This is a genomic window from Roseovarius sp. A46 (genome assembly GCF_004126395.1).
In the GTDB taxonomy this organism is placed as follows: Bacteria; Pseudomonadota; Alphaproteobacteria; order Rhodobacterales; family Rhodobacteraceae; genus Roseovarius; species Roseovarius nitratireducens.
Genome location: NZ_PVWS01000002.1, coordinates 126,283 through 152,773 on the forward strand (window position 1 = coordinate 126,283; position 26,491 = coordinate 152,773).

25 protein-coding genes are annotated in these 26,491 nt (G+C 65.9%); 18 read left to right on the top strand and 7 right to left on the bottom strand.

Annotated features, from left to right (window positions below; genetic code table 11):
* Positions 1-4: 4 nt before the first annotated feature.
* A complete protein-coding gene (locus C6W92_RS02015) occupies positions 5-1,135 on the bottom strand; it encodes a TRAP transporter substrate-binding protein (RefSeq protein ID WP_129431402.1) in 1,131 nt (376 codons plus the stop codon).
* Positions 1,136-1,559: 424 nt separating this feature from the next.
* On the opposite strand from C6W92_RS02015, the gene C6W92_RS02020 reads away from it, so the two are divergent.
* The 10 genes from C6W92_RS02020 to C6W92_RS02065 all read left to right on the top strand — a co-directional run bounded on the left by C6W92_RS02020 (position 1,560) and on the right by C6W92_RS02065 (position 11,926).
* On the top strand, positions 1,560-2,690 hold the full coding sequence (locus C6W92_RS02020) for an ABC transporter substrate-binding protein (RefSeq protein WP_129431403.1): 1,131 nt from the start codon (positions 1,560-1,562) through the stop codon (positions 2,688-2,690).
* A gap of 58 nt (positions 2,691-2,748) precedes the next feature.
* Positions 2,749-3,669, top strand: coding sequence for a branched-chain amino acid ABC transporter permease (locus C6W92_RS02025; RefSeq protein ID WP_129431404.1), 921 nt, complete (start codon positions 2,749-2,751; stop codon positions 3,667-3,669).
* Positions 3,666-4,649 (top strand): branched-chain amino acid ABC transporter permease, encoded by a 984-nt coding sequence (locus C6W92_RS02030; protein ID WP_129431405.1) that lies wholly within the window; start codon positions 3,666-3,668, stop codon positions 4,647-4,649. Before C6W92_RS02025 ends, C6W92_RS02030 begins: the two co-directional genes overlap by 4 nt.
* Complete coding sequence (locus C6W92_RS02035) at positions 4,642-5,391, top strand: ABC transporter ATP-binding protein (RefSeq protein ID WP_129431406.1); 750 nt, start codon at positions 4,642-4,644, stop codon at positions 5,389-5,391. The genes C6W92_RS02030 and C6W92_RS02035 overlap by 8 nt, the downstream gene beginning before the upstream one ends.
* On the top strand, positions 5,388-6,074 hold the full coding sequence (locus C6W92_RS02040) for an ABC transporter ATP-binding protein (protein ID WP_129431407.1): 687 nt from the start codon (positions 5,388-5,390) through the stop codon (positions 6,072-6,074). Before C6W92_RS02035 ends, C6W92_RS02040 begins: the two co-directional genes overlap by 4 nt.
* A gap of 106 nt (positions 6,075-6,180) precedes the next feature.
* On the top strand, positions 6,181-7,251 hold the full coding sequence (locus C6W92_RS02045; protein ID WP_129431408.1) for an SPASM domain-containing protein: 1,071 nt from the start codon (positions 6,181-6,183) through the stop codon (positions 7,249-7,251).
* Positions 7,248-8,306 (top strand): aminoglycoside phosphotransferase family protein, encoded by a 1,059-nt coding sequence (locus C6W92_RS02050; protein ID WP_129431409.1) that lies wholly within the window; start codon positions 7,248-7,250, stop codon positions 8,304-8,306. Before C6W92_RS02045 ends, C6W92_RS02050 begins: the two co-directional genes overlap by 4 nt.
* 28 nt (positions 8,307-8,334) lie before the next feature.
* On the top strand, positions 8,335-9,552 hold the full coding sequence (locus tag C6W92_RS02055; RefSeq protein WP_241691043.1) for an ABC transporter substrate-binding protein: 1,218 nt from the start codon (positions 8,335-8,337) through the stop codon (positions 9,550-9,552).
* A 96-nt stretch (positions 9,553-9,648) separates the two neighbouring features.
* On the top strand, positions 9,649-11,298 hold the full coding sequence (locus C6W92_RS02060) for an ABC transporter permease subunit (protein ID WP_129431498.1): 1,650 nt from the start codon (positions 9,649-9,651) through the stop codon (positions 11,296-11,298).
* The gene (locus tag C6W92_RS02065) at positions 11,291-11,926 is read left to right on the top strand and encodes an ATP-binding cassette domain-containing protein (protein ID WP_129431410.1); all 636 of its coding nucleotides are present in this window, start codon (positions 11,291-11,293) and stop codon (positions 11,924-11,926) included. The genes C6W92_RS02060 and C6W92_RS02065 overlap by 8 nt, the downstream gene beginning before the upstream one ends.
* A 36-nt stretch (positions 11,927-11,962) precedes the next feature.
* Here the strand turns inward: C6W92_RS02065 and C6W92_RS02070 are convergent, their stop codons facing one another.
* The 6 genes from C6W92_RS02070 to C6W92_RS02095 all read right to left on the bottom strand — a co-directional run bounded on the left by C6W92_RS02070 (position 11,963) and on the right by C6W92_RS02095 (position 16,938).
* Positions 11,963-12,421: a hypothetical protein gene (locus C6W92_RS02070; protein ID WP_129431411.1), complete on the bottom strand. Its 459-nt coding sequence runs from the start codon at positions 12,419-12,421 to the stop codon at positions 11,963-11,965.
* Positions 12,418-13,491, bottom strand: a complete 1,074-nt coding sequence (gene pheS, locus C6W92_RS02075; protein WP_104018257.1) for a phenylalanine--tRNA ligase subunit alpha — start codon at positions 13,489-13,491, stop codon at positions 12,418-12,420. Before pheS ends, C6W92_RS02070 begins: the two co-directional genes overlap by 4 nt.
* 71 nt (positions 13,492-13,562) lie before the next feature.
* Positions 13,563-14,027: a DUF1203 domain-containing protein gene (locus tag C6W92_RS02080; protein ID WP_129431412.1), complete on the bottom strand. Its 465-nt coding sequence runs from the start codon at positions 14,025-14,027 to the stop codon at positions 13,563-13,565.
* Between the two features lie 45 nt (positions 14,028-14,072).
* The gene (locus C6W92_RS02085; protein ID WP_129431413.1) at positions 14,073-14,891 is read right to left on the bottom strand and encodes an ion transporter; all 819 of its coding nucleotides are present in this window, start codon (positions 14,889-14,891) and stop codon (positions 14,073-14,075) included.
* Positions 14,892-14,970: 79 nt separating this feature from the next.
* The gene (locus C6W92_RS02090; RefSeq protein ID WP_129431414.1) at positions 14,971-15,351 is read right to left on the bottom strand and encodes an HIT domain-containing protein; all 381 of its coding nucleotides are present in this window, start codon (positions 15,349-15,351) and stop codon (positions 14,971-14,973) included.
* A 9-nt stretch (positions 15,352-15,360) separates the two neighbouring features.
* Positions 15,361-16,938 (bottom strand): DUF5928 domain-containing protein, encoded by a 1,578-nt coding sequence (locus C6W92_RS02095; protein WP_129431415.1) that lies wholly within the window; start codon positions 16,936-16,938, stop codon positions 15,361-15,363.
* 140 nt (positions 16,939-17,078) lie between these two features.
* Here C6W92_RS02095 and C6W92_RS02100 point away from each other — a divergent pair, with 140 nt between their 5' ends.
* The 8 genes from C6W92_RS02100 (at position 17,079) to gyrB (ending at position 26,119) form a co-directional block, all read left to right on the top strand.
* The gene (locus C6W92_RS02100) at positions 17,079-17,897 is read left to right on the top strand and encodes a sulfotransferase family protein (RefSeq protein WP_129431416.1); all 819 of its coding nucleotides are present in this window, start codon (positions 17,079-17,081) and stop codon (positions 17,895-17,897) included.
* A gap of 171 nt (positions 17,898-18,068) precedes the next feature.
* A complete protein-coding gene (gene rpsT, locus C6W92_RS02105; protein ID WP_129431417.1) occupies positions 18,069-18,332 on the top strand; it encodes a 30S ribosomal protein S20 in 264 nt (87 codons plus the stop codon).
* A gap of 469 nt (positions 18,333-18,801) precedes the next feature.
* Entirely contained in the window at positions 18,802-20,148 is a 1,347-nt protein-coding gene (gene dnaA / locus C6W92_RS02110) for a chromosomal replication initiator protein DnaA (protein ID WP_129431418.1), read from the top strand.
* Between the two features lie 134 nt (positions 20,149-20,282).
* Positions 20,283-21,401, top strand: coding sequence for a DNA polymerase III subunit beta (gene dnaN, locus C6W92_RS02115; protein WP_129431419.1), 1,119 nt, complete (start codon positions 20,283-20,285; stop codon positions 21,399-21,401).
* A gap of 53 nt (positions 21,402-21,454) precedes the next feature.
* A complete protein-coding gene (gene recF / locus C6W92_RS02120; protein WP_129431420.1) occupies positions 21,455-22,567 on the top strand; it encodes a DNA replication/repair protein RecF in 1,113 nt (370 codons plus the stop codon).
* Positions 22,564-22,995 (top strand): VOC family protein, encoded by a 432-nt coding sequence (locus tag C6W92_RS02125; protein ID WP_129431421.1) that lies wholly within the window; start codon positions 22,564-22,566, stop codon positions 22,993-22,995. The genes recF and C6W92_RS02125 overlap by 4 nt, the downstream gene beginning before the upstream one ends.
* A complete protein-coding gene (locus tag C6W92_RS02130; RefSeq protein WP_129431422.1) occupies positions 22,992-23,612 on the top strand; it encodes a LysE family translocator in 621 nt (206 codons plus the stop codon). Before C6W92_RS02125 ends, C6W92_RS02130 begins: the two co-directional genes overlap by 4 nt.
* Positions 23,613-23,701: 89 nt before the next feature.
* Positions 23,702-26,119, top strand: coding sequence for a DNA topoisomerase (ATP-hydrolyzing) subunit B (gyrB, locus tag C6W92_RS02135; protein ID WP_129431423.1), 2,418 nt, complete (start codon positions 23,702-23,704; stop codon positions 26,117-26,119).
* Positions 26,120-26,491: the final 372 nt, after the last annotated feature.

Sequence of the window (26,491 nt, forward strand, 5' to 3'; positions counted from 1 at the left end):
CCGCTCAGAGCTTGAGCTTGCCTGGGAAGTAGTGATCGTAGGCAAGCGCCAGGTCGGGCGCGTTCATCAGTTCATAGAAGGTGACCTGCTCGACCCAGGCGCGCTGGCTGTCGAGGCATTTCTTCATGAACGGATCGGCCTCGAGTTCGGGGATCAGCTTGTCCCAGGCCTCGAGCTGTGCCGCCAGGATGTCTTCCGAGGTGCGGTGCACGGTGACATCGGCCTCTTCCTGGAGCCACTTGAGGTCTGCCGAGTAGCGACGCATCGCCTTGGCGGTGTTCGCGGTCGACACGGCCTCGACGCCGTACTTCAGGATCGCACGGAGATCCGGGTCCAGCTCTTCCATGGTGAAGCGGGAGAACAGGAACTCGAAGCTTTCCGACGCCTGGTGGTAGGACGACAGGTAGTAGTTCTTCGCCACGTCATGCGCGCCGAAATCCTTGTCCGAGGACGGGTTGTTGAACTCGAACGCGTCGATGACGCCACGCTCCATCGCGGGCACGATCTCGCCGCCGGGAAGCTGTGCCACAGACATGCCCATGGATTGCAGCAGGTCCGCCGCGAGGCCCACGGTACGATACTTGAAGCCTTCGAGGTCCGCGGCGGTGTTCACCTCGCCCTTGAACCAGCCGAAGGGCTGCGCGAACATCGGGAAGCCCATGTAGCCGTCCACGTCCATCCCGAGGATGTCCTGGGTCAGCTCGTCATAGAGCGCCTTGCCGCCGCCTTCGTAGAACCAGCTCAGCATCGTGGTGGCAGAGCCGCCGAAAACGGGGCCGGTTCCGAAGAGCGAGGCCGCCTTGCTCTTGCCGTACCAGTAGACCGGCACCGAATGCGCGGCGTCGAGAACACCGTCGTTCACGGCATCGAGCACCTGGAACGCGGCCACGACGGCGCCCGCGGGCAGCACGTCGATCTTGAGGCGTCCGCCGGACATTTCCTCCACCCGGTCGGCATAGTCCTGTGCGAACTCCTGCCAGATGTTCCCGGCACCCCAGGATGTCTGCATCTTCAGCACGATTGGCGCCTGCGCCAATACCGCCGGGGCCGCGAGCGTACTCGCCGCTGCCACCGGTGCCCCCACCGCGGCGCGGCGCAGGAACGAACGGCGGTCAAACTTCGCCTTGTCTGTCATGGTTTCCTCCCAATTTGCATAAGCAACTCCCGTGTGGATGGCACATGCGCGCATACACGCACAGGCGATTCGGTGCACATGGCCCCCCGCAGCGTCGCCATCGTATCGTGCGGTTTTACAAAAACAAGGGTTCTGGTAAAATTATCTGACCAAAAGGGGGGTTCGAGATGCCCAAATAGGGCCACGGTGCATTGTCATGACCCCTGTGCCAAGAGATGCACCATCCTTGTCTATCGCCTCATTTTATTGGCCCAGACGGCGACGCAGTCCCGTGCAAGGCAGGTGACAACGGTGGTTCGTCGCTGATAAATGGCATGACGTAATGCCGCAGCCAGGGTGGCCGGACGGGGCGATTTCACTTGCCTTTCGGCCGGGGACGGGCGACCCAAATGGCCGGGGACCAAGAAACAGGGAGACCGGAAGAATGAAGAAACTGTTGGCAACAGCCGCCGCTCTGGCGCTCGGGGCCGGGGTGGCCTCGGCCGATGTAAAGGTGGGCATGATCACCACGCTCTCGGGCGGCGGCGCGGGCCTCGGCATCGACGTGCGCGACGGCTTCATGCTCGCCATCGAGCAATCTGGACGCGATGATATCGAGGTCGTGATCGAGGATGACCAGCGCAAGCCGGACATCGCCGTGCAGCTTTCCGACAAGATGATCCAGTCGGAAAAGGTGGACGTGCTCACCGGGATCATCTGGTCCAACCTCGCGATGGCGGTGATCCCCGGCGCGGTGGCGCAGGGCAAGGTCTACCTTTCGCCCAATGCCGGGCCGTCGGCGCTCGCGGGCAAGGGTTGTCACGAGAACTATTTCAACGTCGCCTGGCAAAACGACAACCTGCACGAGGCCGCCGGGGCCTATGCCAACAGCGCCGGGTATGAAAACAGCTTCATCCTCGCGCCCAATTATCCGGCGGGTCAGGATGCGCTCACCGGCTACAAGCGGTTCTACGAAGGAGAGGTCGCGGGCGAGATCTACACCCAATTGGGCCAGACCGACTATGCCGCCGAGATCGCGCAGATCCGCGCCAGCGGCGCCGACAGCGTGTTCTTCTTCCTGCCCGGCGGGATGGGGATTTCCTTCCTCAAGCAATATGCGGATTCGGGCGTCGGCCTGCCGGTCGTGGGCCCGGCCTTCAGCTTTGACCAGGGGATACTTCAGGCCGTGGGGCCCGCCGCGCTTGGTGTGGTGAATACCTCGCAATGGTCCAAGGACCTGGACAACGCCGCCAACGCCGCCTTTGTCGAGCGCTTCGAGGCCAAGTATGACCGCCTGCCGTCGCTCTATGCCAGCCAGGGCTTCGACACCGCCAACCTGCTGATCTCGGCGCTGGAAAAGGCCGACCCGTCGGACGCCGATGCGTTCCGCGAGGCGCTCCGGGCGGCCGATTTCGACTCGGTGCGGGGCAAGTTCCGGTTCGGGCCGAACCACCACCCGATCCAGACCATCTATGCGCGCAAGGTCATCAAGGAAGGCGACGTGTTCACCAATGAGGTGATCGGTACAGCACTTGAGGACCACTCCGACGCCTACGCGGCCGAGTGCAAGATGTAAGCCACTCTCCCGGCCCGTCGCGCACATCGCGGCGGGCCGGGACAATAACGAGCAGGACATGTCTCTCATCCTCGTCATCGAGCAGATCCTCAACGGGGTGCAGCTTGGCGTGATGCTGTTCCTGATGGCCGCGGGGCTCACGCTCATCTTCGGCGTCATGGGGCTCATCAACCTCGCGCACGGCTCGCTCTACATGGTGGGGGCCTTCGCCGCCGCCGCCGTGGCGGGGCTGACGGGCTCTTTCCTCTTGGGCCTCGTCGCGGCGCTTGTCGCGGCCGCCGCCGCGGGCGCGCTGATCGAGGTGACGGTGATCCGGCGGCTCTACGCCGCCGACCATCTCGACCAGGTTCTGGCGACCTTCGCGCTGATCCTCGTCTTCTCCGAAGGTGTGCGCTGGGTGTTCGGCTCGTTTCCGCTTTATCTCGACATCCCCGCCGCGCTGTCGGGGCCGGTGACCCTGCCGGGTGGGATCGAGTATCCGCTTTACCGGCTGGTACTGATCGGCATCGGGCTGGCGGTGGGACTGGGCCTGTGGTGGCTGATCGAGCGCACGCGCCTCGGCATCCGCATCCGCGCCGGCGAAAACGACCGCGAGATGATCGCGGCGCTGGGCGTGGACATCTCGCGCCTCTACACGCTGGTCTTCGCGCTCGGCGCGGCGCTGGCGGGGCTGGCGGGCGCGCTGGTGGGCGCGATCCAGTCGGTGCAGGTCGGCATGGGCGAGCCGGTGCTGATCCTCGCCTTCGTGGTGATCGTGATCGGCGGCATCGGCTCGATCCGGGGCGCCTTTGTCGGCGCGCTGCTGGTGGGGTTGACCGAGACGCTTGGCGGCGTGTTCCTGCCCGCCTTCTTTGGCCTGTTCACCGATCCGGCGACGGCTACCTCCATCGGGGCGTCGCTTGCCTCGATGGCGATCTACGTGCTGATGGGCGTGGTGCTGGTGTGGCGGCCCACGGGGCTCTTCGGGGTGCGGGCATGATCGGCGAAAGGGTGCTGAGCCTCGGCGTGCTGGCGGTGCTGGGCGGTGTCGCGTTGCTCGCCACGGCCACCGACGAGCCGTTTACCATCACGCTTGCCACGCGGGTGGCGATCCTCGCGCTGGCGGCGGCGGGGCTCAACATCGCGCTGGGCCTCGGCGGGCTGGTGAGCTTTGGTCACGCGCTGTTCTTCGGCCTCGGCGGCTATGTCATGGGCATTCTCGCCTTTCACGCGCAGACCTACACGCCGCTCGATCTCGGGCTGTTCGAGGTGGCGGGAACGAAATCCATGCCGGTGATCTGGCTGGCGGCGGTCGCGGTCTCGGCGCTGGTGGCTGTCCCGATAGGGCTTCTGGCGCTGCGCACAAGCGGGGTGTATTTCATCATGATCACCCTCGCCTTCGCGCAGATGTTCTACTACTTCACCATCTCGTGGAGCGCCTATGGCGGCGAGGACGGTCTGTCGATCTACGTGCGCAATGGCTTTCCAGGGCTCAACACGCTCGACCCGATTCAGTTCTTCGGGCTGTGCTTTGCGCTGCTCTGCGTGGTGCTGTGGCTCAGCGCGCGGCTGGCGCGCTCGCCCTTCGGCCTCGCTCTGGGTGCCGCGCGGCAGGCCCCCGCCCGCGCCGAGGCGGTCGGGTTCGACCCGATGCGCCTGCGGCTGGTGGCCTTTATCATCTCGGGGGCGATCGCGGGGCTCGCCGGCGCGCTCTATGCCGACCTCAACCGGTTCGTCAGCCCGGCCATGTTCGGCTGGCACCTGTCGGGCGAGTTGATCGTGCTGGTGATCCTCGGCGGCGTGGCGCGGATCATCGGGCCGGTGGTGGGTGCGGGCCTTTTCGTGATGCTCGAGCATTTCCTCGGCCAGGTCACCGATTTCTGGCAGGTCTGGCTGGGACTGATCCTGCTGGTGATCGTGCTCTATGCCCGCGGCGGGATCGTCGGGCTCGTGTCGCCGCGGAGGGCCGGGCATGGCTGATCCGGTGCTCGAGGCCCGCGGGCTGAGCAAGAGCTTTGGCGCGCTGGTGGCCAATGACGCGGTCACGCTCGATCTGCGACCGGGCGAGATACACGCCGTGATTGGCCCCAACGGGGCGGGCAAATCCACTCTCATCGCGCAGCTCTGCGGCGCGCTGCGGCCCGACAGCGGCGAGGTGCGGCTTCAGGGCGAGGACGTCACCGGGCTGAGCGTGGCGCAGCGCGCGCGCCTTGGGCTGGCGCGCACGTTCCAGGTCTCGGCGCTGGCGATGGAGGATAGCGTGCTGGAAAACGCCGTGCTGGGCGCGCTCGGCGCGACGGGCAGCCCGTGGCGCTTCTGGCGCGCGGCGCTGAGCCGTCCCGCGCTGGTCGCGCAGGCCGAGGCGGCGCTCGACCGGGTCGGGCTGGCGGAGGCGCGTCACCGCCGCGTGGCCGATCTCAGTCACGGGCAGCGGCGTCAGTTAGAGGTTGCGGTGGCGCTGACGCTGGGGCCGCGCGCCTTTGTCATGGACGAGCCGATGGCCGGCCTCGGCACCGAGGGGTCGGCGGACCTCACCCGCCTGCTCGACGCGCTGCGGCACGAGGCGCCGATCCTGCTGGTCGAGCATGACATGGACGCGGTCTTTGCCCTTGCCGACCGCATCAGCGTGCTGGTCTACGGCCGCGTGCTGATGACCGGCACCGTGGCCGAGGTGCGCGCCAGCGCCGAGGTGCGCGCGGCCTACCTGGGGGACGCGGCATGACGCTGCTCGCGCTCTCGGACCTCACCGCCAGCTACGGCGCAAGCCAGGCATTGTTCGGTGTCGATCTCAGCGTGGCCGAGGGCGAGGTCGTCGCGCTGATGGGCCGCAACGGCATGGGCAAGACCACCACCGTCAAGGCGATCTGCCGGATGATCCCCTCTGAGGGACGGCTCACTTTCGCCGGGCGCAACCTGCACGCCATGCCCTCGCACCGCGCGGCGCGCATGGGGCTCGGGCTGGTGCCCGAGGGGCGACGCTGCTTCGCCGGGCTCTCGGTGGCCGAGAACCTTACCGCCGCCGCGCGCCCCGGTCCGTGGAGCATGGAGGGCGTGCACGCCCTCTTTCCCCGGTTGGCCGAACGCGCCGGACAGCGCGCCGCCTCTCTCTCGGGCGGCGAGCAGCAGATGCTGGCCATCGGGCGTGCGCTGATGACCAACCCGCGCCTGCTCATTCTCGACGAGGCGACCGAGGGGCTCGCCCCCGTGGTGCGCGCCGAGATCTGGTCCGCGATCCACACCGTCAGGCAGGAGACCGGCATGGCGATCCTGCTGGTGGATAAATCATTGAAGGAACTGTCGCGCATCGCCGATCGCGCGGTGATCCTCGCGCGTGGGCGCACGGTGTGGGAGGGGACGATGACGGCGCTGACGCCCGAGATCACGCAGCGCCATGTCGGGGTCTGACGCGGGCCACGCCCTGACAATCCCGTGAGAATTGGCGCGGGTGCGTTTCCCTGCCATATCTTCTGTGTCACCCAATCCGCGACCGACGGAAAGGAGCGCACCGCGCATGGAAAGCATCTATTACGTCCTGTGCTGGGCCTGCCACCGCCGCTGCAAGCATTGCTACGAGGCGCGCTTTCGCCCCTACGTTCGCGGCGCGCTGCGCGAGGTGGTGGACGAGGCGCGCACCACCTTTCCCAAGGTTCTGGACAGCCTGCCCGACGAGCTGAGCTATCTCGATCTGAATGCCCCGTCCGAGACCGCGCCGGGCGGCTACGAGCGGCGCGCGAGCCGGATCATCCTCGCGGGGGGCGAGGTGTTGGTCGATCCCGTGCGCGAGGAGGTCCTGTACCCCGCGCTGGAGGCGATCCAGCGCAAGTATGGCGCGCAGGGCGTGCGGGTGATCGTGCAGACCACCGGCGATCTGGTCACGCCGCAGATCATCGACGAGTTGCTGGCGCGCGGCGTCTGGATGATTTCCTGCGCCGGGATGGACGATTTTCACGTCGGCCACGAGGGGGAAAAGCGCGTGCCGCTCATCGACCGGCTGCGCGAGATGTTCGAGGCTGCGGGAATGCACGACAGCGCACTGGCCTCGACCACCCGCAACTGGGCCGATCAGACCCACGATCAGCCGGTCTATTCCATGTTCGGCGCGACCGAGGATGCCTGGATCGGCAAGATATGGCCGCGCGGGCGGGCGTGGGAAAACTCGCTTTCCAAGGCCGGGATCACCGACAATTTCTGCAATGTCTGGTCGGGCGGGCTTGGCTTTCTCAATCGCGGCTATTCGGGGTCGGAAGTGTCCATCGACCCCAATGGCGACGTGTTTCCCTGTTGCCTCAAGACCGCAGCCCCCCTGGGCAATCTCTGCGAGGAGCGGTTGGACGACATCCTCGACAGCCTCGTCGGCCACCCGGCGTTCGAGGCGATCTCGATGGGCCACCCCGAGCGGATGGGCATAACGCATGGCTGGGACTTGCCCCGCTTCCTCGACGAATCGCGCACCACCCGGCCCGATGGAGAACCCTATCGCAACCTCTGCATCGGCTGCGACCGCTTCTTCGAAAAGGTACTGGGGCCAGAGCTTGAACGCCTCCGCGCCGACCGGCTGGCAGCGAAGCGGGCGGCGGAATGACCGTGGTCGCCGGGGATCGCCGCGCCGCGCTGATCCCGGCGCTGGCGCAGGCGCTCGACGCGGCGGGCATCGCCCCCGGAACGCCCGCGCTCATGCCCGACACCGGACTCGCCCACGACCATGTGCGCCTTGGTGGCACCGGCTGGATCGCGCGGCTGCCCAAGCAGAGCCAGATGCAACTGGGGGCCTCCGAGAACCTCGCCTACCAGGCCGCCTGTTTCACCCGCGCGAGTGCATCCGGCCACGCCCCGCGCCTGCACGCCGTGCTGCCGCCCTCGGATGCGCTTCCGCGCGGCGGGCTGGTGGTGGAAGAGATCGCGGGGCGGGTTGCCCGCCTGCCCGAGGATCTGCCCGCCATTACGGCCGCCCTCGCCGCGACCCACGCCCTGCCGGTCCCGGAGAAGGATACGCGCCCGCCGCTCCTTGACCCCGCCGACCCGCTGGCCGAGCTGCTGGAGGAAATCGGGGCGCAGGCGGCCTACCTGCACGCGGTGGACCCGGAAACGCGGGCAATCATCGAGACCCACATCGCCGCCCTGCGCGATCTGGCTGCCGATGGGCCGCGCCCGCCCAAGCGGCTCATCTCCTTCGACGCGCACCCCGGCAATTTCCTGATCACGCCCGAGGGCCGCGCCGTTCTGGTCGACCTGGAAAAGGCTCGCTACAGCGCCCCGCCGCTCGATCTGGCCCATGCCACGCTTTACACCTCGACCACCTGGGACGTGGCCACCCACGCCGTGCTGACGCCCGAACAGGTGGCGGAGGCGTGCCACCATTGGCTCGATTGCCTGTCTGAAGTCGAACGTGCCGCCTTCGCGCCGTGGATCCTGCCGATGCGCCGCGCCATGTGGCTCTGGTCGATGACGTGGTGCGCGAAATGGCGCGTGCTGTCGGGGGCAGAGGCCAAGGCGACGCAGGATGGCGAGGACTGGGCGGCGGACAAGAGCGAGGCGGCGCTGATCGCCCATGTCCGGGGCCGCGTCGATCACTATCTCGACCCCGCGACGGCGGCGCGGCTGGATCAGGACTTCGCGCGTCTGGCCAATACACTATAACAAGACAACCCAACCAGGAGACCTCGACATGATCCGACAGATGCTGACATCGCTGGCAGCCCTTGCGCTGGCCGCACCGCTCGCGGCGCAAGAGGTGACACCCGACCCAAGGGATTGGGACGCGATCACCGGGGCGGCGGAGGGGCAGACCGTCTATTGGCACGCCTGGGGTGGCTCGAATGCCATCAACGACTATATCGCCTGGGCGGGCGACGAGGTGGCCGGGCGCTACGGCGTCACCGTCGAACATGTCAAGCTCAAGGACACCGCCGACGCCGTCAGCCGCGTCATCGCCGAGAAATCGGCGGGCAAGGATTCCGGCGGCGCGGTCGATCTCATCTGGATCAACGGCGAGAATTTCGCGGCGATGAAAGAGCAGGGGCTGCTTTATGGCCCCTGGGCCGAGGATCTGCCCAACTGGCAATACGTCGATGTCGACGGCAAGGCCGCCGTGACCTCGGATTTCACCGTGCCCACCGAGGGGCTGGAGGCCCCCTGGGGGATGGCGCAGATCATCTTCTACCACGACACCGCGCGACTGGCCGAGCCGCCCCGATCGATCCCCGCGCTGCGCGACTGGGCGCAGGACAATCCCGGCCGTTTCGCCTATCCGCAGCCGCCGGACTTCCTCGGCTCGACCTTTCTCAAGCAGGCGGTGATGGAGCTGGCCCCCGACCCGTCGGTGCTGACCAAACCGGTGAGCGAGGAGAGCTATCACGAGGCCACCGCGCCGCTCTGGGATTACCTCGATGATCTCACGCCCAACCTCTGGCGCGGCGGCGCGGCCTATCCGCAATCGGGGCCGCGGCTGATCCAGCTCATGAACGATGGCGAGATTGACCTCGCGCTCAGCTTCAACCCCAACGAGCCGTCGAACGCCATCGCCAATTTCGAGCTTCCGGGCACGGTGCGCAGCTACGTGCTCGACGGCGGCACCATCGGCAATGCGAGCTTTATCGCCATCCCCTACAACGCCAACGCCAAGGCGGGCGCGCTGGTGCTCGCCAGTTTCCTGCTGTCACCCGAGGCGCAGGCGCACAAGCAGGATCCGGCGGTTTGGGGCAACGGCACGGTGCTGGCGATGGACAAGCTCTCCGCGCAGGATCGCGCCCGCTTCGACGCGATAGAACTCGGCGTGGCGACGCTCACCCCCGCCGAACTGGGCGAGGCGCTGCCCGAGCCGCATCCCTCCTGGATGGTGCGGCTGGAACAGGACTGGACCGCGCGCTACGGCGTCGGCCAGTAGGCCCGCGTGCGCGCCGCTGCCAGCATCCCCGTCCCGGCGCGTCTCGCGCGGCGGGCGCGGTTTCTGCACTGGGCCCCGCTGCTGACGCTGGCGGTGATGCTGGGGCCGGTGCTGGCGGGGTTATTGGGCACGCTCGCCCCGGCGCTGGGCTACATGCCCGCGCTGGGCGGGCATAGCCTCGGCCTCGCCGCTTTCGAGGCGTTCGCGGCCTGGCCGGGCCTGCCGCGCGCGGTGGCGCTCAGCCTCGGGGTGGGGTTTGCCGCCACGGCGCTGTCGCTCGCCATCGTCACGCTGATCTGCGCGGGCTGGGCAGGCACGCGGACCTTCGCCGCCATCGAGCGGCTGTTGTCGCCGCTGCTGTCGGTGCCGCACGCGGCGGCGGCCTTTGGCCTCGCCTTTCTCATCGCCCCCTCGGGCTGGATCGCCCGCGCGCTCTCGCCCGGCCTCACGGGATGGGCGCAGCCGCCCGACCTGCTGATCCTTCAGGATCCGGCGGGCCTCAGCCTCATTTTCGGGCTGGTCACCAAGGAGGTGCCCTTCCTGCTGCTGATGACGTTGGCGGCGCTGACGCAGGTGCGCCCGGGCCAGAGCCTGCGGGTGGCACAGGCGCTGAGCTATGCGCGCGTGACGGGCTGGCTCAAGGTGATCTTTCCACTGATCTACCGCCAGATTCGCCTGCCGGTCTACGCGGTGCTGGCGTTCTCCATGTCGGTGGTGGACGTGGCGATCATCCTCGGGCCGAACACGCCGCCGACGCTGGCCGTGCAGGTGGTCCGCTGGATGAACGACCCCGACCTCGCCCTGCGATTCCAGGCGGCGGCGGGGGCGGTGCTGCAACTGGGGCTGGTGCTGTTCGGCCTCGGCCTGTGGCGGCTGATCGAGATGGCCGTGGCCCGCGCCGGGCGCGCGTGGATCGTGCGCGGCGGGCGCGGGCGGCGCGGCACCGGGCGGATGCTGCGCATGGGCGCGCTGGTGCTGGGCGCGCTGGCCGCACTCGCGGTGATCGCGGGGCTGGGGGGGCAGGTGGTCTGGTCCTTCGCCGGTCTCTGGCAGTTTCCAGACCTGCTCCCCGACGGCTTTACCTTTCGCAACTGGGATCGCCACGGCCCGCGCCTGGCCGGTCCCGGCATCGAGACGCTGCTCATCGCCGGGGCGGCAACCGGGCTGGCGCTGCTGCTGACGCTGGCGAGCCTCGAGGCCGAGCACCGACACGGCCTGCGCCCCGCCACGCGGGCGCTGTGGCTGCTCTACCTGCCGCTGATCGTGCCGCAGGTGGCGTTTCTCACCGGCTTTCAGACGCTATCGATCCTGACGGGCGTCGATGGCGGGCGCGCGGCGGTGGTGCTGGCGCATCTGGTGTTCGTGCTGCCTTATGTCTTCCTGTCGCTGTCGGACCCGTGGCGCGCTTGGGACGCGCGACAGGACATCGTGGCGCGCGCGCTGGGCGCGGGGCCGGATCGCGTGCTCTGGGCGGTGCGGCTGCCGATGCTCTTGCGCCCGCTCCTCGTGGCGGCGGCGGTTGGCTTTGCCGTCTCGGTGGGGCAATACCTGCCGACGCTCTTGGTGGGCGCGGGTCGCGTGGCCACGCTCACCACCGAGGCGGTGGCGCTGGCCGCGGGCGGCGACCGGCGGGCGATCGGCGTCTACGCGCTGGCGCAGACGGCGGCGGCCTTTGCCCCCTTCGCGCTCGCCGTGCTGCTGCCACGGATCGCGTGGCGCAACAGAAAGGGGATGCGCGATGGATGAGGGTCTGCGGTTCGAGCACCTGACGATTTCGCTGGGCCCCGAGCGGCTCATCGCGCTCGATTGCACGGTCGGCCCCGGCGAGGTGCTGACGGTGATGGGACCGTCCGGGTCGGGCAAGTCCACGCTGCTCGCGGCGATCACCGGCACGCTCGATGCGGCCTTTACCATGACCGGGCGCATCCGGCTCGACGGGCATGATCTGTCGGGCCTGCCCACAGAGGCACGGCGCATCGGCATCCTGTTCCAGGATGAATACCTGTTTCCGCATCTCTCGGTCGGGGCCAACCTCGCCTTCGGGCTGAAGCCCGAGGTCAAGGGCCGCGCCGCCCGCCGCGCGCGGATAGAGGCGGCGCTGGCCGAGGTCGGCCTCGAAGGATTTGCAGACCGCGACGGGGCCACGCTCTCGGGCGGTCAGCGGGCGCGGGTGGCACTGCAACGGATGTTGCTGTCAGAGCCGCGCGCGCTGCTGCTCGACGAGGCATTCTCCAAGCTCGACACCGGGCTGCGCGCGCAGGTGCGCGCGCTGGTGTTCGACACCGCCCGCCAGCGGGCGCTGCCGGTCCTGCAAGTCACCCACGACCATTCCGACGCCGAGGCGGCGGGGGGAGAGGTGATGACGGTGGGGTGAGGGTTCTGAGATGTCTTCACGTTAGAAGAACACCATTCATTCTCTATGTTCTCTGGGAAGCGGAAGGATGTCTGAGAAACCAACATGTATGCCATACGCGAAATCATTCCGCATCTGGACTATAATTTCATCTTCTGATTTTCTAATATTTTCAATCAATTCTTCCATTAATCCCTCTTTTTCGCCAGACATTACTGCTCGGCACTCAGCTAAGCATTTGCCGTGTGTTTCAATAGCCTTCAACACCCATGAACTGCCAAGCAAGATTACTTTTCGCTTTGAAACGCGATAGTTCGAGAATGCCTTTTGCCTCGCTGTGTCGTCACCATCGAAAAACACATGCATATACTCTTCGATAGCCTCAATAAACTCGCGATAAGTGGCACGACGCTCTTTAGCTAACTCTGTGAGACGGTCAGTCTCCTTCTGCCAGCGATAAACGAAAACCCCGCCAATAAGAGTCACGGTTGCGGCTATGACAACTGCCCAATTCACCTACTCAACCCGCCATGCAACGTCGGCACATCCAGCGCGGCAAACCCGTAATGCCGCAGCCACCGCAGGTCTGAATCAAAGAACGCCCGCAAATCGGGGATGCCGTATTTCAGCATCGCGATCCGGTCGATCCCCATGCCGAAGGCAAAGCCCTGCCATTCATTCGGGTCGATATTGCCGGCCTCCAGCACGTTGGGATGCACCATCCCCGACCCGAGGATTTCCAGCCAGTCATCGCCCTCGCCGACCTTGAGCGTGCCGCCCTCCCAGCTACAGCGGATATCCACCTCTGCCGACGGTTCGGTGAACGGGAAATGCGAGGCGCGGAATCGCAGGTCGACGTGATCGACCTCGAAGAACGCCTTGACGAATTCCTCCAGCACCCATTTCAGGTTGGCCATGGAAATATCGCGGTCGATGGCCAGCCCCTCGACCTGGTGGAACATCGGCGTATGCGTCTGGTCGTAATCCGCGCGATAGACGCGGCCCGGCGCGATCACCCGCAAGGGTGCGCCCTGCGCCTGCATGGTGCGGATCTGCACCGGCGAGGTATGGGTGCGTAGCACGTGCGGGGGCCGGTCGTCGCCCTCGGCACGGTGCATGTAGAACGTGTCCATCTCGGCGCGCGCAGGGTGGTGGCCGGGGATGTTGAGCGCGTCGAAATTGTACCAGTCGCTCTCCACCTGCGGCCCCTCGGCCACGGCAAACCCCATGTCGGCAAAGATCGCCGTGACCTCCTCGGTCACCTGAGACACCGGGTGGATCGTGCCCTGACGCCGGGGGCGCCCCGGCAGCGTCACGTCGAGCCATTCGCCGCGCAGCCGCTCGTCGAGCGCGGCATCCGCCAGCGCCGCCTTGCGCGCGGCGAGCGCCGAATTGATCTCGTCCTTGAGCGCGTTGAGGCGCGGCCCCGCTTCCTGCCGCTCCTCGGGGCTCATCTTGCCCAGTTCGCGCATCTTCAGGCTGATCTCGCCCTTCTTGCCCACGGCCTGCACGCGCAGCGCCTCGAGCGCGGCCTCGTCTTCGGCCCCGGCGATGGCTGTCAGGTATTTCTCGCGCAGGTCGCTCATGTCCGTCACCCCGATATTGTCCCCGGCGGGTTAGCGCGCCTGCGCGCGGGGCGCAAGCGCGCCCACGCCCCTCAACCCGGCAGGATGCGCGCCTGAAAGCAGTTGTTGCGTGCCGAACGCACATCGACATGGGCCACCCCGGGCCAGCCGAGCGCCCATTCGGCATGGTCCATCAGCGCATCGGCGGCCACCACCTTGCCGGTGCCATAGACGATGCGCTCATCCGCGCCATAGCCCTTGAGCAGGTAGTCGGGACTCGCGCGCAACGCGGGCGGGATGCCCGCGCCCTCGAACCGCGCACAGGGCGCGGCACAGACAAAGATCGGCCCGGTCTCGGCATAGGGGTGCAGCCCGGCAAAGGGGCGATGCGCGAGCACCAGCATCTCCGTCCCTTCCGGGATGAAATCGAGGCAATGGCGGCAGGGGTTGCCGCTGCCGCGCGCCACCTGCCGCTCGGGCGGGTTGCCATAGGCGTCGGGCGCGCCGGAACGCCAGGCGGTGACGAGATCGGTGGGCAGGGCGGTGATCCTGGGCATGGCGGGCCTCCTCGGGAATGATGGCCCAAGCTTGCCCCGCCCCGCTCAGTCGCGCGACCCGGAACCTGCGGAATCGCGGGCACGCGCCTCCTGCCCTTCGCGCATCATCTCCTCCAGCCGTTCGAGGCGGCTCAGCACCTCGTCGCGATAGGTGTCGGTCTTTTCCACGTCCTCGGCGTGATGTGCGTCCTGCATAGAGTTGACGATGAGGCCGACCAGCAGGTTCACCACGGCGAAGGTGGTAACCATGATGAACGGGACAAAGAACGCCCAGGCATAGGGAAACTGCTCCATCACCGGGCGCACGATCCCCATCGACCACGATTCCAGCGTCATGATCTGGAAGAGCGAATAGGCAGAGCGCCCGAGATCGCCGAACCACGCGGGGTACGCGTCGCCAAACAGCTTGGTCGCCATCACCGACCCGATGTAGAAGATCATCCCCATCAGCAGGAACACCGAGCCCATCCCCGGCAGCGCGGTCACCAGCCCTTCGACCACCCGGCGCAGCGACGGGGCCACCGACACCACGCGCAACAGGCGCAGGATGCGCAGCGCCCGCAGCACCGACAACCCTTGCGTCGTCGGCACCAGCGAGATGCCCACGATCACGAAATCGAAGACGTTCCAGCCGCGGCGAAAGAACCCGGCGATCCCCCGCGCATAGAGCTTGGCCACGATCTCCACCACGAAGATCGACAGGCACAACTTGTCCAGCGCGACGATCAGCGCCCCCGCCCGCGCCATCAGCGGCTCGACCGTTTCCAGCCCGAGGATCGCCGCGTTGAACAGGATCACGCCGAGAATGGCGTTCTGGAAAAGCGACGTGTCGAGAAACCCGCCCACGCGGTTGCGAAAATTCATGTCCTGCCCGTCTGTTCGCGCTGCAATTGCGGGTCATATGGGCGCGGATGCCCGGCACCGCAAGCGCGCGTCTCGGGCATCACGTCCTTTGCAGCATCCGGCCCAGCGGACGGCCACCGATGATGTGCAGGTGATAATGCTGCACCTCCTGCACGCCGTCCTCGCCGGCGTTGGTGATGGCCCGAAATCCCTTGCCGCCGATCCCTGGCCCGACGCCGGTCATGCGGCAAATCTCGGCCACCGTCCGGTTGAAATCCACGATCTCGCCATCGCTCGCCTCGGTCACGAAATGGGCGTAGTCCACATAGGCCCCCTTCGGGATCACCAGCACATGCACCGGCGCCTGCGGCTGGATGTCCTCGAAGGCGAGCGTGTGCCCGGTCTCCAGCACGGTCTTGTTGGGAATCTCGCCGCGCAGGATTTTCGCGAAAACGTTCTGGTCGTCGTAGGTATAGGCCATGTGGTCTCCTCAATCCGCGAAAAGATGGTCAAAGTCGGCGATCTCCTGCGCCTTTTCGGCAGGAATATCAAGGAATCGCGCCAGCATATCGGCAGAGCGGTCGCGATCGTCGCTTTCCCGCATGATGAGGTGATTGGCGAAACCGGCATCGCGGAGGCGGTCTCTCTCGTGGACGATATCGCCCCGTATCGTCGGCAGCAGCCGCTCCAGCGTATCGCGTTGGGTCTGTTCCCCTGCGAGCCCGACGCGCCTGGCATGGCCGATGAGATAGGCGTCCGAGAAATCGCACTGTATCTCAAGCAGCCGCGTCTTGGCCCGGTCGCTGCAAAAATCCGTCAACAGATCCATGTTGGCAGGTTCCATGCAGACGACGAGCCGGTCGGTCTCGTAATAGTCGAACAGCATCCGCATCAGCGCGCGGCGATGGCGGGTGCGCTTGACAAGGCTGGCCTGGATGCCGCCGAGATTGGGCAGGGCGGTGCCCTCCTCGTTAAAGAGATACTCGATCACCGGTATGTCGGTCATCTGGCGGATGCGTCTTACCAGCCGCTTGGCCACATGCCATTTCTTGCACAGCACGATCATCAGCTCGCGGTCGCGCCCGATGGTGCTCTCGACCTCCCAGAACCGCGGGGAAAACCGCCGCCCCTCGCGCCCGCGCCCGGTGAGGAACTTGTAGAGATTACGGCCCTCGTCCGAAATCTTGAAGCTGGCCGTTTCGTTGCTGTACAGCGTCCCAAGCCGCCGTTTGAGCACCACCGCCTCGGGGCTGATCTTGCGGGCAAAGAGATAGTCCTGCCCCAACAGCATGTCGTAATGGTCGTTGTAGAACGTGACCGGCATCCCGTAATCGGTGAACATCAGGAAGGTGAGGGTGCGCGTCTCGATCTCGGTCTCGGGCACCAGATGGCGCACCAGCGTCTGAAAGAACGTCTCGTCGGGGATCCATGTGGTGCGAAAGAACCGTATCACGTCGCGCCGCTTGCGGATGAAATCGAGGATCCATTCCACCGTGCGGCGGCGCAGGCACCACCACTGGCTGCCGATCTGCACGTCGATGTCATGCGGAATCGCGCGCGTCAGGCGTAGCCGTTTCTGTAATTCGAAAGAGGTGTAGAAACGCCATTTCTGCGTGCGCTCGTTAAAGAAATGGCGGTAGACGAGCCGCTCTTCCTTCATCCCGGTCTTGATCCAGTCGCTTTCGAAATAGTCAAAGCTCTCGATGTAATCGACGTCCCTGGCATCGAGAAACTCATGCGCATAGCGCGCCGACTTGATCGGTGCGCAATCCCCCGAGAGCATGTAGAAATGTGTCGCGCGCGGGAATGTCTCGACCGCCGCCTCGACGGCATGGAGCGTGGCCTGCACCAGCGACCACTCGCCCCAGCCGCATTTGATCCGGCGGCGGGCAAAGACCACGTTGGGATTGTCGGCCAGCCCGTCGCGGATCTGCGCGAACGCCTCCGGTTTGGCGCGCGCATCGAAATGGATCGCGATGTAATCGCCTGCCGCCGTCAGCATCCGTGCCTGCCGCACGATGGCCTCGGGGTCCTTGTGACAGAGCAGGATGAAGGCGATTCTTGCCATAAAGGAAACGATTTCCTGCGTTTTTCGGGCGTTGTCTAAAGCAATAGCGGTGAACGCCCCGCCAATAAACAGGCTTTCGTTGTTTTTTTGAAGAGGTTAGACAATCTTGATGTGGCGGCAGGGCGAGAGGCAAGGCGATCATGGGGTTTCCCGGAACATGGATGACCGAGAGCGAGAGCGTGGTTTACCGCGTTGTCCCGAAATGCGCCTGCTCGACCATCGGCCAGATCATGTATTACTCCGATCACGGCGTGTTCTTCGACGGTGATATCCACGATGCCATGTCGGGGATGCACAAATGGGCCATCGAGGACAGCCAGAAGATCATCTCGGCCAACGTGCGCAGTCACGGCTCCTATGCCTTCACCTGCGTGCGCAATCCCTATACCCGCATCCTGTCCTCGTTCTTTGACAAGATATGCGGCATCCAGCGCAACGGGCGGCGCTATCGCGGCAAGCTGGTGCCGACGATCATCCAGAAATACGGCATCGAGGTGGGCGGCGAGGACGGCAAGCAGGAGTTCGACCAGATCCGCAGCTTTCGCCGGTTCCTGCTGTTCGCCCGCGACACCATCCGCTGGAAGCGCCCGATGGAGCCCGATATCCACTGGTCGGCCATGTCGGGCCATGTCTCGACCTTCATCGTCAACGGCGGGCGCTACGACAAGATATTCTGGACCGAGAAATTCAACGAGGGGATGGGCGAGGTGCTGGCCGCGATCGACACCCCGCACGAGGTCGATCTCAAGACGATTCCCCGCTTCAACGAATCCGAGGGCCACGGCCCGAAACGCGCCCACCCGGTCGAGGATTACTTCGACGACCTGTCGATGCATCTGGTCTACGAGATATTCAAGCGCGACTTCGAGGTGTTCAAATACGATTTCGAGAACCCGGCGAACAAGATGCCTGTGGGCGAGATCGACCTCGACGAAGTCCACGCCAAGCTGGGCGAATAACGGCCCGCAAAGCAGCGGGGTTGCATTTCCCTGCGACTCGGGTATACGCTGCGCCAGACATGCGCGTGATGCCCGCTATCCAGGCAAGAACCGAGGCCCCCGATTTGGCGGGGCAGGACCGGGTATCTGTGCAACCAGACATTGATAGACCCGGGAAAGGTTCAGACACCCATGGCCAATACGATCCAGTCCAAGAAGCGCGCGCGCCAGAACGAAAAGCGTTATGCCGTCAACAAGGCACGCCGCTCGCGCATACGCACCTACCTGCGCAAGCTCGAAGAGGCGATCGCCTCCGGCGACAAGGATGCCGCCACCGTCGCGCTGCGCGCCGCACAGCCCGAACTGATGCGCGGTGTGACCAAGGGCGTCTTCCACAAGAACACCGCCGCACGCAAGATGTCGCGGCTCTCGGCACGGGTTAAGGCGCTGGGCTGACCGCATCCAGGGACGGAAATCGGACGGGCATCGCCATGGGGCGGTGCCCGTTTGCGTTTGTGCCTCCGTGCGACAGCCAGAGATTCTTTTCCGCCCCCGGTCCTGTCAAGCGCAATGATGAGTTGTCTGGACGCGCACCGCGTTGGTAACGTCATAAGTGCGATTCACGCTTGGGGGGACAGGCCAGTGCTAGCTTGGGGCAGATATCTCGCCCCGGCTTGCCAGAGGAGAGCCTTTTCGCTTTCCGGCCCTGTCTAATAGCATTTTGACGGAGAGATCCCGGTGGCTTTGGGACGGGTCGCAGGCAGGGATTTTTCCATCAACATGCAGTGTGCAGAGGCGTCTGTGTCAGGTGCCGGCTAGTGGCCGGTGTCGACGATATCCTTTGTCCTCCGTCGCGGATTGCGATTTTTGACCTGTTATCGGGCACCTGTCCGATGGCGCAGAAAAGAGCAGCGGAACGGGACATATGACACAAGAACAGTGGGGTGAGCTGAAGCAGCAGATCCGGCAGGCAGTCGGGCAGAACAAATTTCGCAACTGGATAGAGCCGCTCGAATTCGCCGAGGTGTCCGACGGTGTCGCAACCCTCTCGGTCCCGACCCGGTTCATCGGGAACTACGTGGCGCAGCATTTCGGCGACCTGATCCTTTACAAGATGTCACAACTCGATTCCGCTGTGCGCAAGCTCGATTTCCGTGTCGCGGTCAACGGTGCCGATACGCCGCAAGCGTCGAAACCGGCCCCCGCGCGCGCCGCACGCAGCGACAACCCGCTGCATTCCGCCCCGCTCGACGATCGTTTTCGTTTCGACAGCTTCGTCGTCGGCAAGCCCAACCAGCTTGCCCATGCCGCCGCGCGCCGCGTCGCCGAAGGCGGCGAAACCACCTTCAACCCGCTGTTTCTCTACGGTGGCGTCGGGCTGGGCAAGACGCACCTGATGCACGCCATCGCCTGGGATCTGGTCGAGCAGCAGCCCGACATGACCGTGCTTTACCTCTCGGCAGAACAGTTCATGTATCGCTTCGTGCAGGCGCTGCGCGACCGCAAGATCATGGACTTCAAGCAGATGTTCCGCTCGGTCGACGTGCTGATGGTAGATGACGTGCAGTTCATCGCCGGCAAGGACAGCACGCAGGAGGAATTCTTTCATACCTTCAACGCACTGGTCGATCAGAACAAGCAGATCGTCATCTCTGCCGATTGCGCCCCCGGAGAGATCGCGCGGCTGGAGGACCGGATCAAGTCGCGGCTGCAATGCGGCCTCGTCGTCGACCTGCACCCCACCGATTACGAATTGCGCCTCGGCGTTTTGCAGAACCGTGCCGAGCGTTACCGCGAGGCTCAGCCCGATCTCACGATCGAGGACGGCGTGCTCGAATTCCTCGCGCATCGCATCAACACCAATGTGCGGGTTCTCGAAGGCGCGCTGACCCGGCTCTTCGCCTTTGCCTCGCTGGTGGGCAAGCCGATCTCGCAGGAACTGACGCAGGACTGCCTCTCGGACATGCTGCGCAGCTACGAGCGCAAGCTCTCGGTCGAAGAAATCAAGCGCAAGGTGGCCGATCACTACAACATTCGCCTGTCCGATCTCGTCGGCCCCCGGCGCACCCGCTGTTATGCCAGGCCGCGGCAGATGGCGATGTACCTGTGCAAGCAACTCACAAGCCGCTCCCTGCCCGAGATCGGGCGCAGCTTTGGCGGGCGCGACCACACCACCGTGATGCACGGGGTAAAGAAGATCGACGAGCTGCGCCAGAAGGATGCCCAGATCGCCGACGACCTCGAATTGCTGCGCCGCTCGCTCGAGGCCTGAGGCGGCAGTCCGGTCCCCGGCCCTTGACGCAGTGGCAAATCCGGCTGACAACGTCACAAAACGCTTGAGCCGGATGGGGATTTCGGTACCGTGCCCCTCCCGGCGCGAGAGCGGTATCTGACAGGAGCGAGGGCATGAAATTCAGCATCGAACGGGGCACGCTGCTCAAGGCGGTCGCGCAAGCGCAGTCGGTGGTAGAGCGCCGCAACACGATCCCGATCCTCGCCAATGTCCTGATCGAGGCCGAGGGCGAGCGTGTGCAATTCCGCGCCACCGACCTCGATATAGAGATCGTGGATATGGCAACGGCGCAGGTCGAACGCGCGGGGGCAACCACGGTTTCGGCGGTGATGCTGCACGAGATCGTGCGCAAGCTGCCCGACGGCGCGCTTGTCACGCTGTCCGAGGATGCGGCCTCGGGGCGGCTCGCGGTGCAGGCGGGCCGGTCGAATTTCAACCTCGCCACCCTGCCGAAAGAGGACTTCCCGGTGATGGCCTCGGCGGAATACGCGAGCAACTTCTCGGCCCCCGCCGCGACGCTCCGGCGGCTGTTCGACAAGTCGAAATTCGCCATCTCCACCGAGGAGACCCGCTATTACCTCAACGGCGTCTACATGCATGTCTCCGAGGCCGATGGCGGCAAGGTTCTGCGCTGCGTGGCCACCGACGGCCACCGCCTCGCCCGGATCGACGCCGACCTGCCCGAGGGCGCGGCGGACATGCCCGGCGTCATCGTCCCGCGCAAGACGGTGGGAGAGCTGCGCAAGCTTCTCGACGATGACGACATGAAGATCGCGGTGTCGGTTTCCGAAACCAAGGTGCGCTTTGCCACCCCTGACATCACCCTGACATCGAAGGTGATCGACGGCACCTTCCCCGACTATACCCGCGTCATCCCGCAAGGTAACACCCGCCGTCTCGAAGTGGACGCCGCCGAGTTCGCGCAGGCGGTGGACCGCGTGGCGACGGTCAGCTCCGAACGCTCGCGCGCGGTCAAGCTGTCGCTCGACGAGGACCGGCTGATCCTCTCGGTCAACGCCCCCGACAGCGGCGCTGCCGAGGAAGAGCTGGCCGTGGCCTATGGCGACGAACGGCTGGAGATCGGTTTCAACGCGAAATACCTGCTGGAAATCGCCAGCCAGGTGGACCGCGAGAACGCGGTGTTCCTGTTCAACTCCTCCGGCGATCCCACGCTGATGCGCGAGGGAAACGATACGACGGCGGTTTACGTGGTCATGCCGATGCGCGTGTGACATCTGTCGGAGCCTCCGGCGGGGATATTTCTGGCAAGATGAAAGGGTCGTGAATGCCCGGCCTCTACCTGTCGGAATTGACCCTCTCGCATTTCCGTTCGCACAAATCCGCGCGGCTCATGCTCGATGCGCGGCCGGTGGCGATCCATGGCCCCAACGGCGCGGGCAAGACCAACCTGATCGAGGCGGTCTCGCTGCTGTCGCCCGGGCGGGGCCTGCGGCGCGCGGCGGCGCAGGACATGGCGCGCCGCCCTGAATCCCTCGGCTGGAAGATTACCGCCATCCTGCAGTCCCTGCACCAGGTCCACGAGGTCGAGATCGTCTCCGAGGACGGCACCGCGCGGCAGGTCCGTATCGACGGCAAGCCCGCCGCGCAGCTTGCGCTGGGCCGCATCGCCCGCGTGCTCTGGCTCATCCCGGCGATGGACCGGCTCTGGATCGAGGGGGCCGAGGGGCGCAGGCGTTTCCTCGACCGGATGACCATGAGCTTCGTGCCCGGCCATGCCGACGCGGTTCTGGCCTATGAAAAGGCCATGCGCGAGCGTAACCGCCTGCTCAAGGACCAGGTGCGCGACGCGCACTGGTATCTCGCCCTCGAGCGGCAGATGGCCGCGGCGGGGGCCGAGATGCACGCCAACCGGCAGCAGGCGCTGGCGCTCATCGCCGGCGCGCAGATGCAGGCCGAAACGGCCTTTCCCACCGCCGAACTGGAGCTGACCCAGACCGAGGGCGAGATGCCCGAGGACGCCGATGACCTGCGCGAGGCGCTGGCCGAAAGCCGGTTTCGCGACCTCGTCGCCGGGCGCACGCTGGTCGGCCCGCACCGCGCCGACCTTTACGGCGTCTATGCCGCCAAGGGCGTGCCCGCCGCCGAGTGCTCCACCGGCGAGCAAAAGGCGCTTCTGGTGTCGCTGATCCTCGCCAATGCCCGCGCGCTGGCGCGCGATTTCGGGGCGCCGCCGATCCTGCTTCTGGACGAGGTGGCGGCCCATCTTGACGCGGGCCGCCGCGCCGCGCTTTATGACGAGGTTTGCGGCCTCGGTGCGCAGGCGTGGATGACCGGCACCGGGCCGGAGCTTTTTGCCGAACTGGGCGACCGGGCACAGCACATCCGCGTCACCGACACCGACGGCACCAGCCACATCACGGAGGATGCCACACCATGACCCCGCAGCGCGTGACCCTCATCACCCTTGGCGTCGCCGATCTCGACCGCGCGCGCGCATTCTACGCCGCCCTCGGCTGGACACCGGCGGCGGCGCAGGACGAGGTCGTTTTCTACCAGATGAACGGGCTGGTTCTCGGACTGTTTGGCAAATCCGACCTAGCCGCCGACCAGGGGCGGCCGGGTGCGGCGCTTGGCACCGGGGCGATGACGCTGGCGCAGAATTTCCCCACAGAGGCCGAGGTGGACGCCGCCTATGACCGGGCCATCGCCGCCGAGGCCACGCCGCTCAAGCGCCCCGAAAAGGTGTTCTGGGGCGGCTATTCCGGCTATTTCGCCGATCCCGACGGGCATGTCTGGGAACTGGCGATGAATCCCTTCTGGCCGCTCGCCCCCGATGGCAGCCTCACCCTGCCAGAGACCCCATGACGGTCACTCTCCTTGACCTCATGCTCTACGCGGCGGCGATGGCCGGGCTCTGGGCCGTGCCCGGCCCGGTCTGGGTGGCGCTCACCGCGCGCTCTCTCTCGGGGGGCATGCGCGGGGCGTGGCCCCTTGCCGTGGGGGTGGCGCTGGGCGATCTGATCTGGCCGCTCTGCGCGATCCTGGGGCTGGCCTGGGTGCTGTCGCTCTATGGCGACGCGCTCGGCCTCCTGCGCTGGGTTGCGGCGGCGGTGTTCATCGTGATGGGCCTGCTCTTGCTCCGCGCCCCGGTGCGCGTGCCCGGCGCCGACAGCCGCATGACCCGCCCCGGTCTCTGGGCCGGGTTTTCCGTGGGCATGGCGGCGGTGATCGGCAATCCCAAGGCGATCCTCTTCTACATGGGCTTCCTGCCGGGCTTCTTCGATCTCTCGCGCGTCACGGTGCCCGACATCGCCGCCATCCTCGCGGTCTCGGCCATCGTGCCGATGCTGGGCAACCTCGGCCTCGCGCTGTTTCTCGATCGCGCGCGGCGTCTGTTGCAGAGCCCCAGGGCCATTGCGCGGCTCAATTCGGCCTCTGGCCTGCTGCTGATCCTCGTCGGGCTGGTGATCCCCTTCACCTGAGCGCGAAACAGCGCAAAATATGGGGTGGGGCCGTGACATTCCCCCCCAGACTTCGTATAAAATGCGAAACATTCCAAAGGGAAATCCGCATGTCCGAACCCGCCATCGTGCCCGAAGAATATGGTGCCGATTCCATCAAGGTTCTCAAGGGGTTGGAGGCTGTCCGCAAGCGCCCCGGCATGTATATCGGTGACACCGATGACGGCTCGGGCCTGCACCACATGGTCTACGAGGTCGTCGATAACGGCATCGACGAGGCGCTGGCCGGTCACGCCGACGCCGTGAACGTTACGATTCACGCCGATTCCAGCGTCTCGGTCAGCGACAATGGCCGCGGCATCCCCACCGATATCCACGAGGAAGAGGGCGTCTCGGCGGCCGAGGTCATCATGACCCAGCTACACGCGGGCGGCAAGTTCGACCAGAATTCCTACAAGGTCTCGGGCGGTCTGCACGGCGTCGGCGTGTCGGTCGTCAACGCGCTCTCCGACTGGCTCGAACTGCGCGTCTGGCGCAATGGCAAGGAGCACCTCGCCCGTTTCGAGGGGGGCTTTACGGTCGACCATCTTCACGTCGTCGGTGACGCCGACGGGCGCAAGGGCACCGAGGTGCGCTTTCTCGCCTCGACCGACACCTTCTCCAACCTCGACTACAGCTTCGAAACGCTGGAGCGGCGGCTCCGCGAACTGGCCTTCCTCAATTCCGGCGTGCGCATCATCCTGCGCGACGAGCGCCCACCCGAGCCGCTGGAGAGCGAGCTTTTCTACGAAGGCGGGGTCAAGGAATTCGTCAAGTATCTCGACCGTCACAAGACCCCGATGATGCCCGAGCCGATCTTCATCATCGGCGAGCGCGACGGGATCACCGTCGAGGTGGCGATGTGGTGGAACGACAGCTATCACGAGTCCGTGCTGCCGTTTACCAACAACATCCCGCAGCGCGACGGCGGCACCCACATGGCGGGCTTTCGCGGCGCGCTCACCCGCACCATCAACGCCTACGCCCAGACCACCGGCATCGCCCGCAAGGAAAAGGTCAGCTTCACCGGCGACGACGCCCGCGAGGGGCTCACTTGCGTGCTGTCGGTCAAGGTGCCCGATCCCAAATTCTCGAGCCAGACCAAGGACAAGCTGGTCAGCTCCGAGGTGCGTCCGGCGGTCGAGGGTCTGATGAACGAGAAACTCGCCGAATGGTTCGAGGAAAACCCCCAGATCGCCAAGATCATCGTCGGCAAGATCATCGAGGCCGCCCATGCCCGCGAGGCGGCGCGCAAGGCCCGCGACCTGACCCGCCGCAAGAACCCGATGGATGTCAATTTCCTCGCCGGCAAGCTCAAGGACTGCTCGTCCAAGGATCCCTCCAAGACCGAGCTTTTCCTCGTCGAGGGCGATAGCGCCGGCGGCTCGGCGCAGACCGGGCGCGACCGGGGCACGCAGGCGGTGCTGCCGCTGCGCGGCAAGATCCTCAATGTCGAACGCGCCCGCTTCGACCGGATGCTGGGCTCTCAGGAAATCGGCAACCTCGTGATGGCGCTCGGCACCGGCATCGGGCGGGACGAGTTCGACATCTCGAAACTGCGCTACCACAAGATCGTCATCATGACCGATGCCGACGTGGACGGCGCGCATATCCGCACGCTGCTGCTGACCTTCTTCTACCGGCAGATGCCAGAGCTGATCGAGGGCGGATACCTCTACATCGCGCAGCCGCCGCTCTACAAGGTGATGCGCGGCAAGTCCGAGGTCTATCTCAAGGATCACCCCTCGCTCGAGGATTACCTGATCGAGCAGGGCACCACCGATGCCGCCCTGCGCCTTGGCACCGGCGAAGAGATCGCCGGGCCAGACCTCGTGCGCGTGGTCGAGGAGGCGCGGCAGGCCAAGCGCATATTGGAGGCGTTCCCCACCCATTACCCGCGCCATATCCTCGAACAGGCAGCCATCGCCGAGGCGTTCCTGCCCGGGCGCGTGGATGCCGATCTGCAGGGCGTGGCCGATACCGTGGCCACCCGGCTCGACATGATCTCCAACGAGTACGAGCGCGGCTGGCGGGGCCGCCCGACGCAGGATCATGGGCTACGTCTTACCCGCACCGTGCGCGGCGTCGAGGAAATCCGCACGCTGGACGGCCCGGTGCTGCGCGGCGGCGAGGCGCGCCGCCTTGCGCAGATGACGCAGGCCCTGCGCGACATCTACCGCGAGCGTGCAACGCTCCTGCGCAAGGACCGCTCGCAGCCCATCTTCGGCCCGCTCGACCTGTTGGCCGCGATCCTGAAAGAGGGGGAAAAGGGCCTCACGCTCCAGCGCTACAAGGGGCTGGGCGAGATGAACCCCAACCAGCTCTGGGAGACGACGCTCGATCCCGAGGCGCGCACGCTGCTTCAGGTCAAGATCGACGACGTGGCCGAGGCCGACGATCTCTTTACCAAGCTGATGGGCGACGTGGTCGAGCCCCGCCGCGAATTCATCCAGGAAAACGCACTCAGCGTCGCGAACCTGGATTTCTAGGGGCGATCATCCTCCAAGCGGGACGCGGGCGCCGGGGCGCTTGGAGAGAGACGTGCGGTTTTGGGGCTTGAGCGGACCTTGAATCATCCGGTGATGAGCCGCGCGAGCGCCAGCCCGCGGGATGGCGATGCAACGGCTGGTCTATCGTGCTTTATGTTCGAGTTCCCGAGAGCGATCAGAGCTTTGCGCCAGCGTTACCCAATCGCCAGCCCGGGGGGCGGGCTGGCGCTCGCGCGGCGGCGTGCAAGCACGCCTTGATTCCGCGCGGGGGCAGGAAGCGAATGGCAGGATCAGGTCAGAATCTCCCGACAACCACCCCGATCAGTTCGTGACCGTGATCTGACAGTCACCCTTGGACTCGGTCGGCCCGAG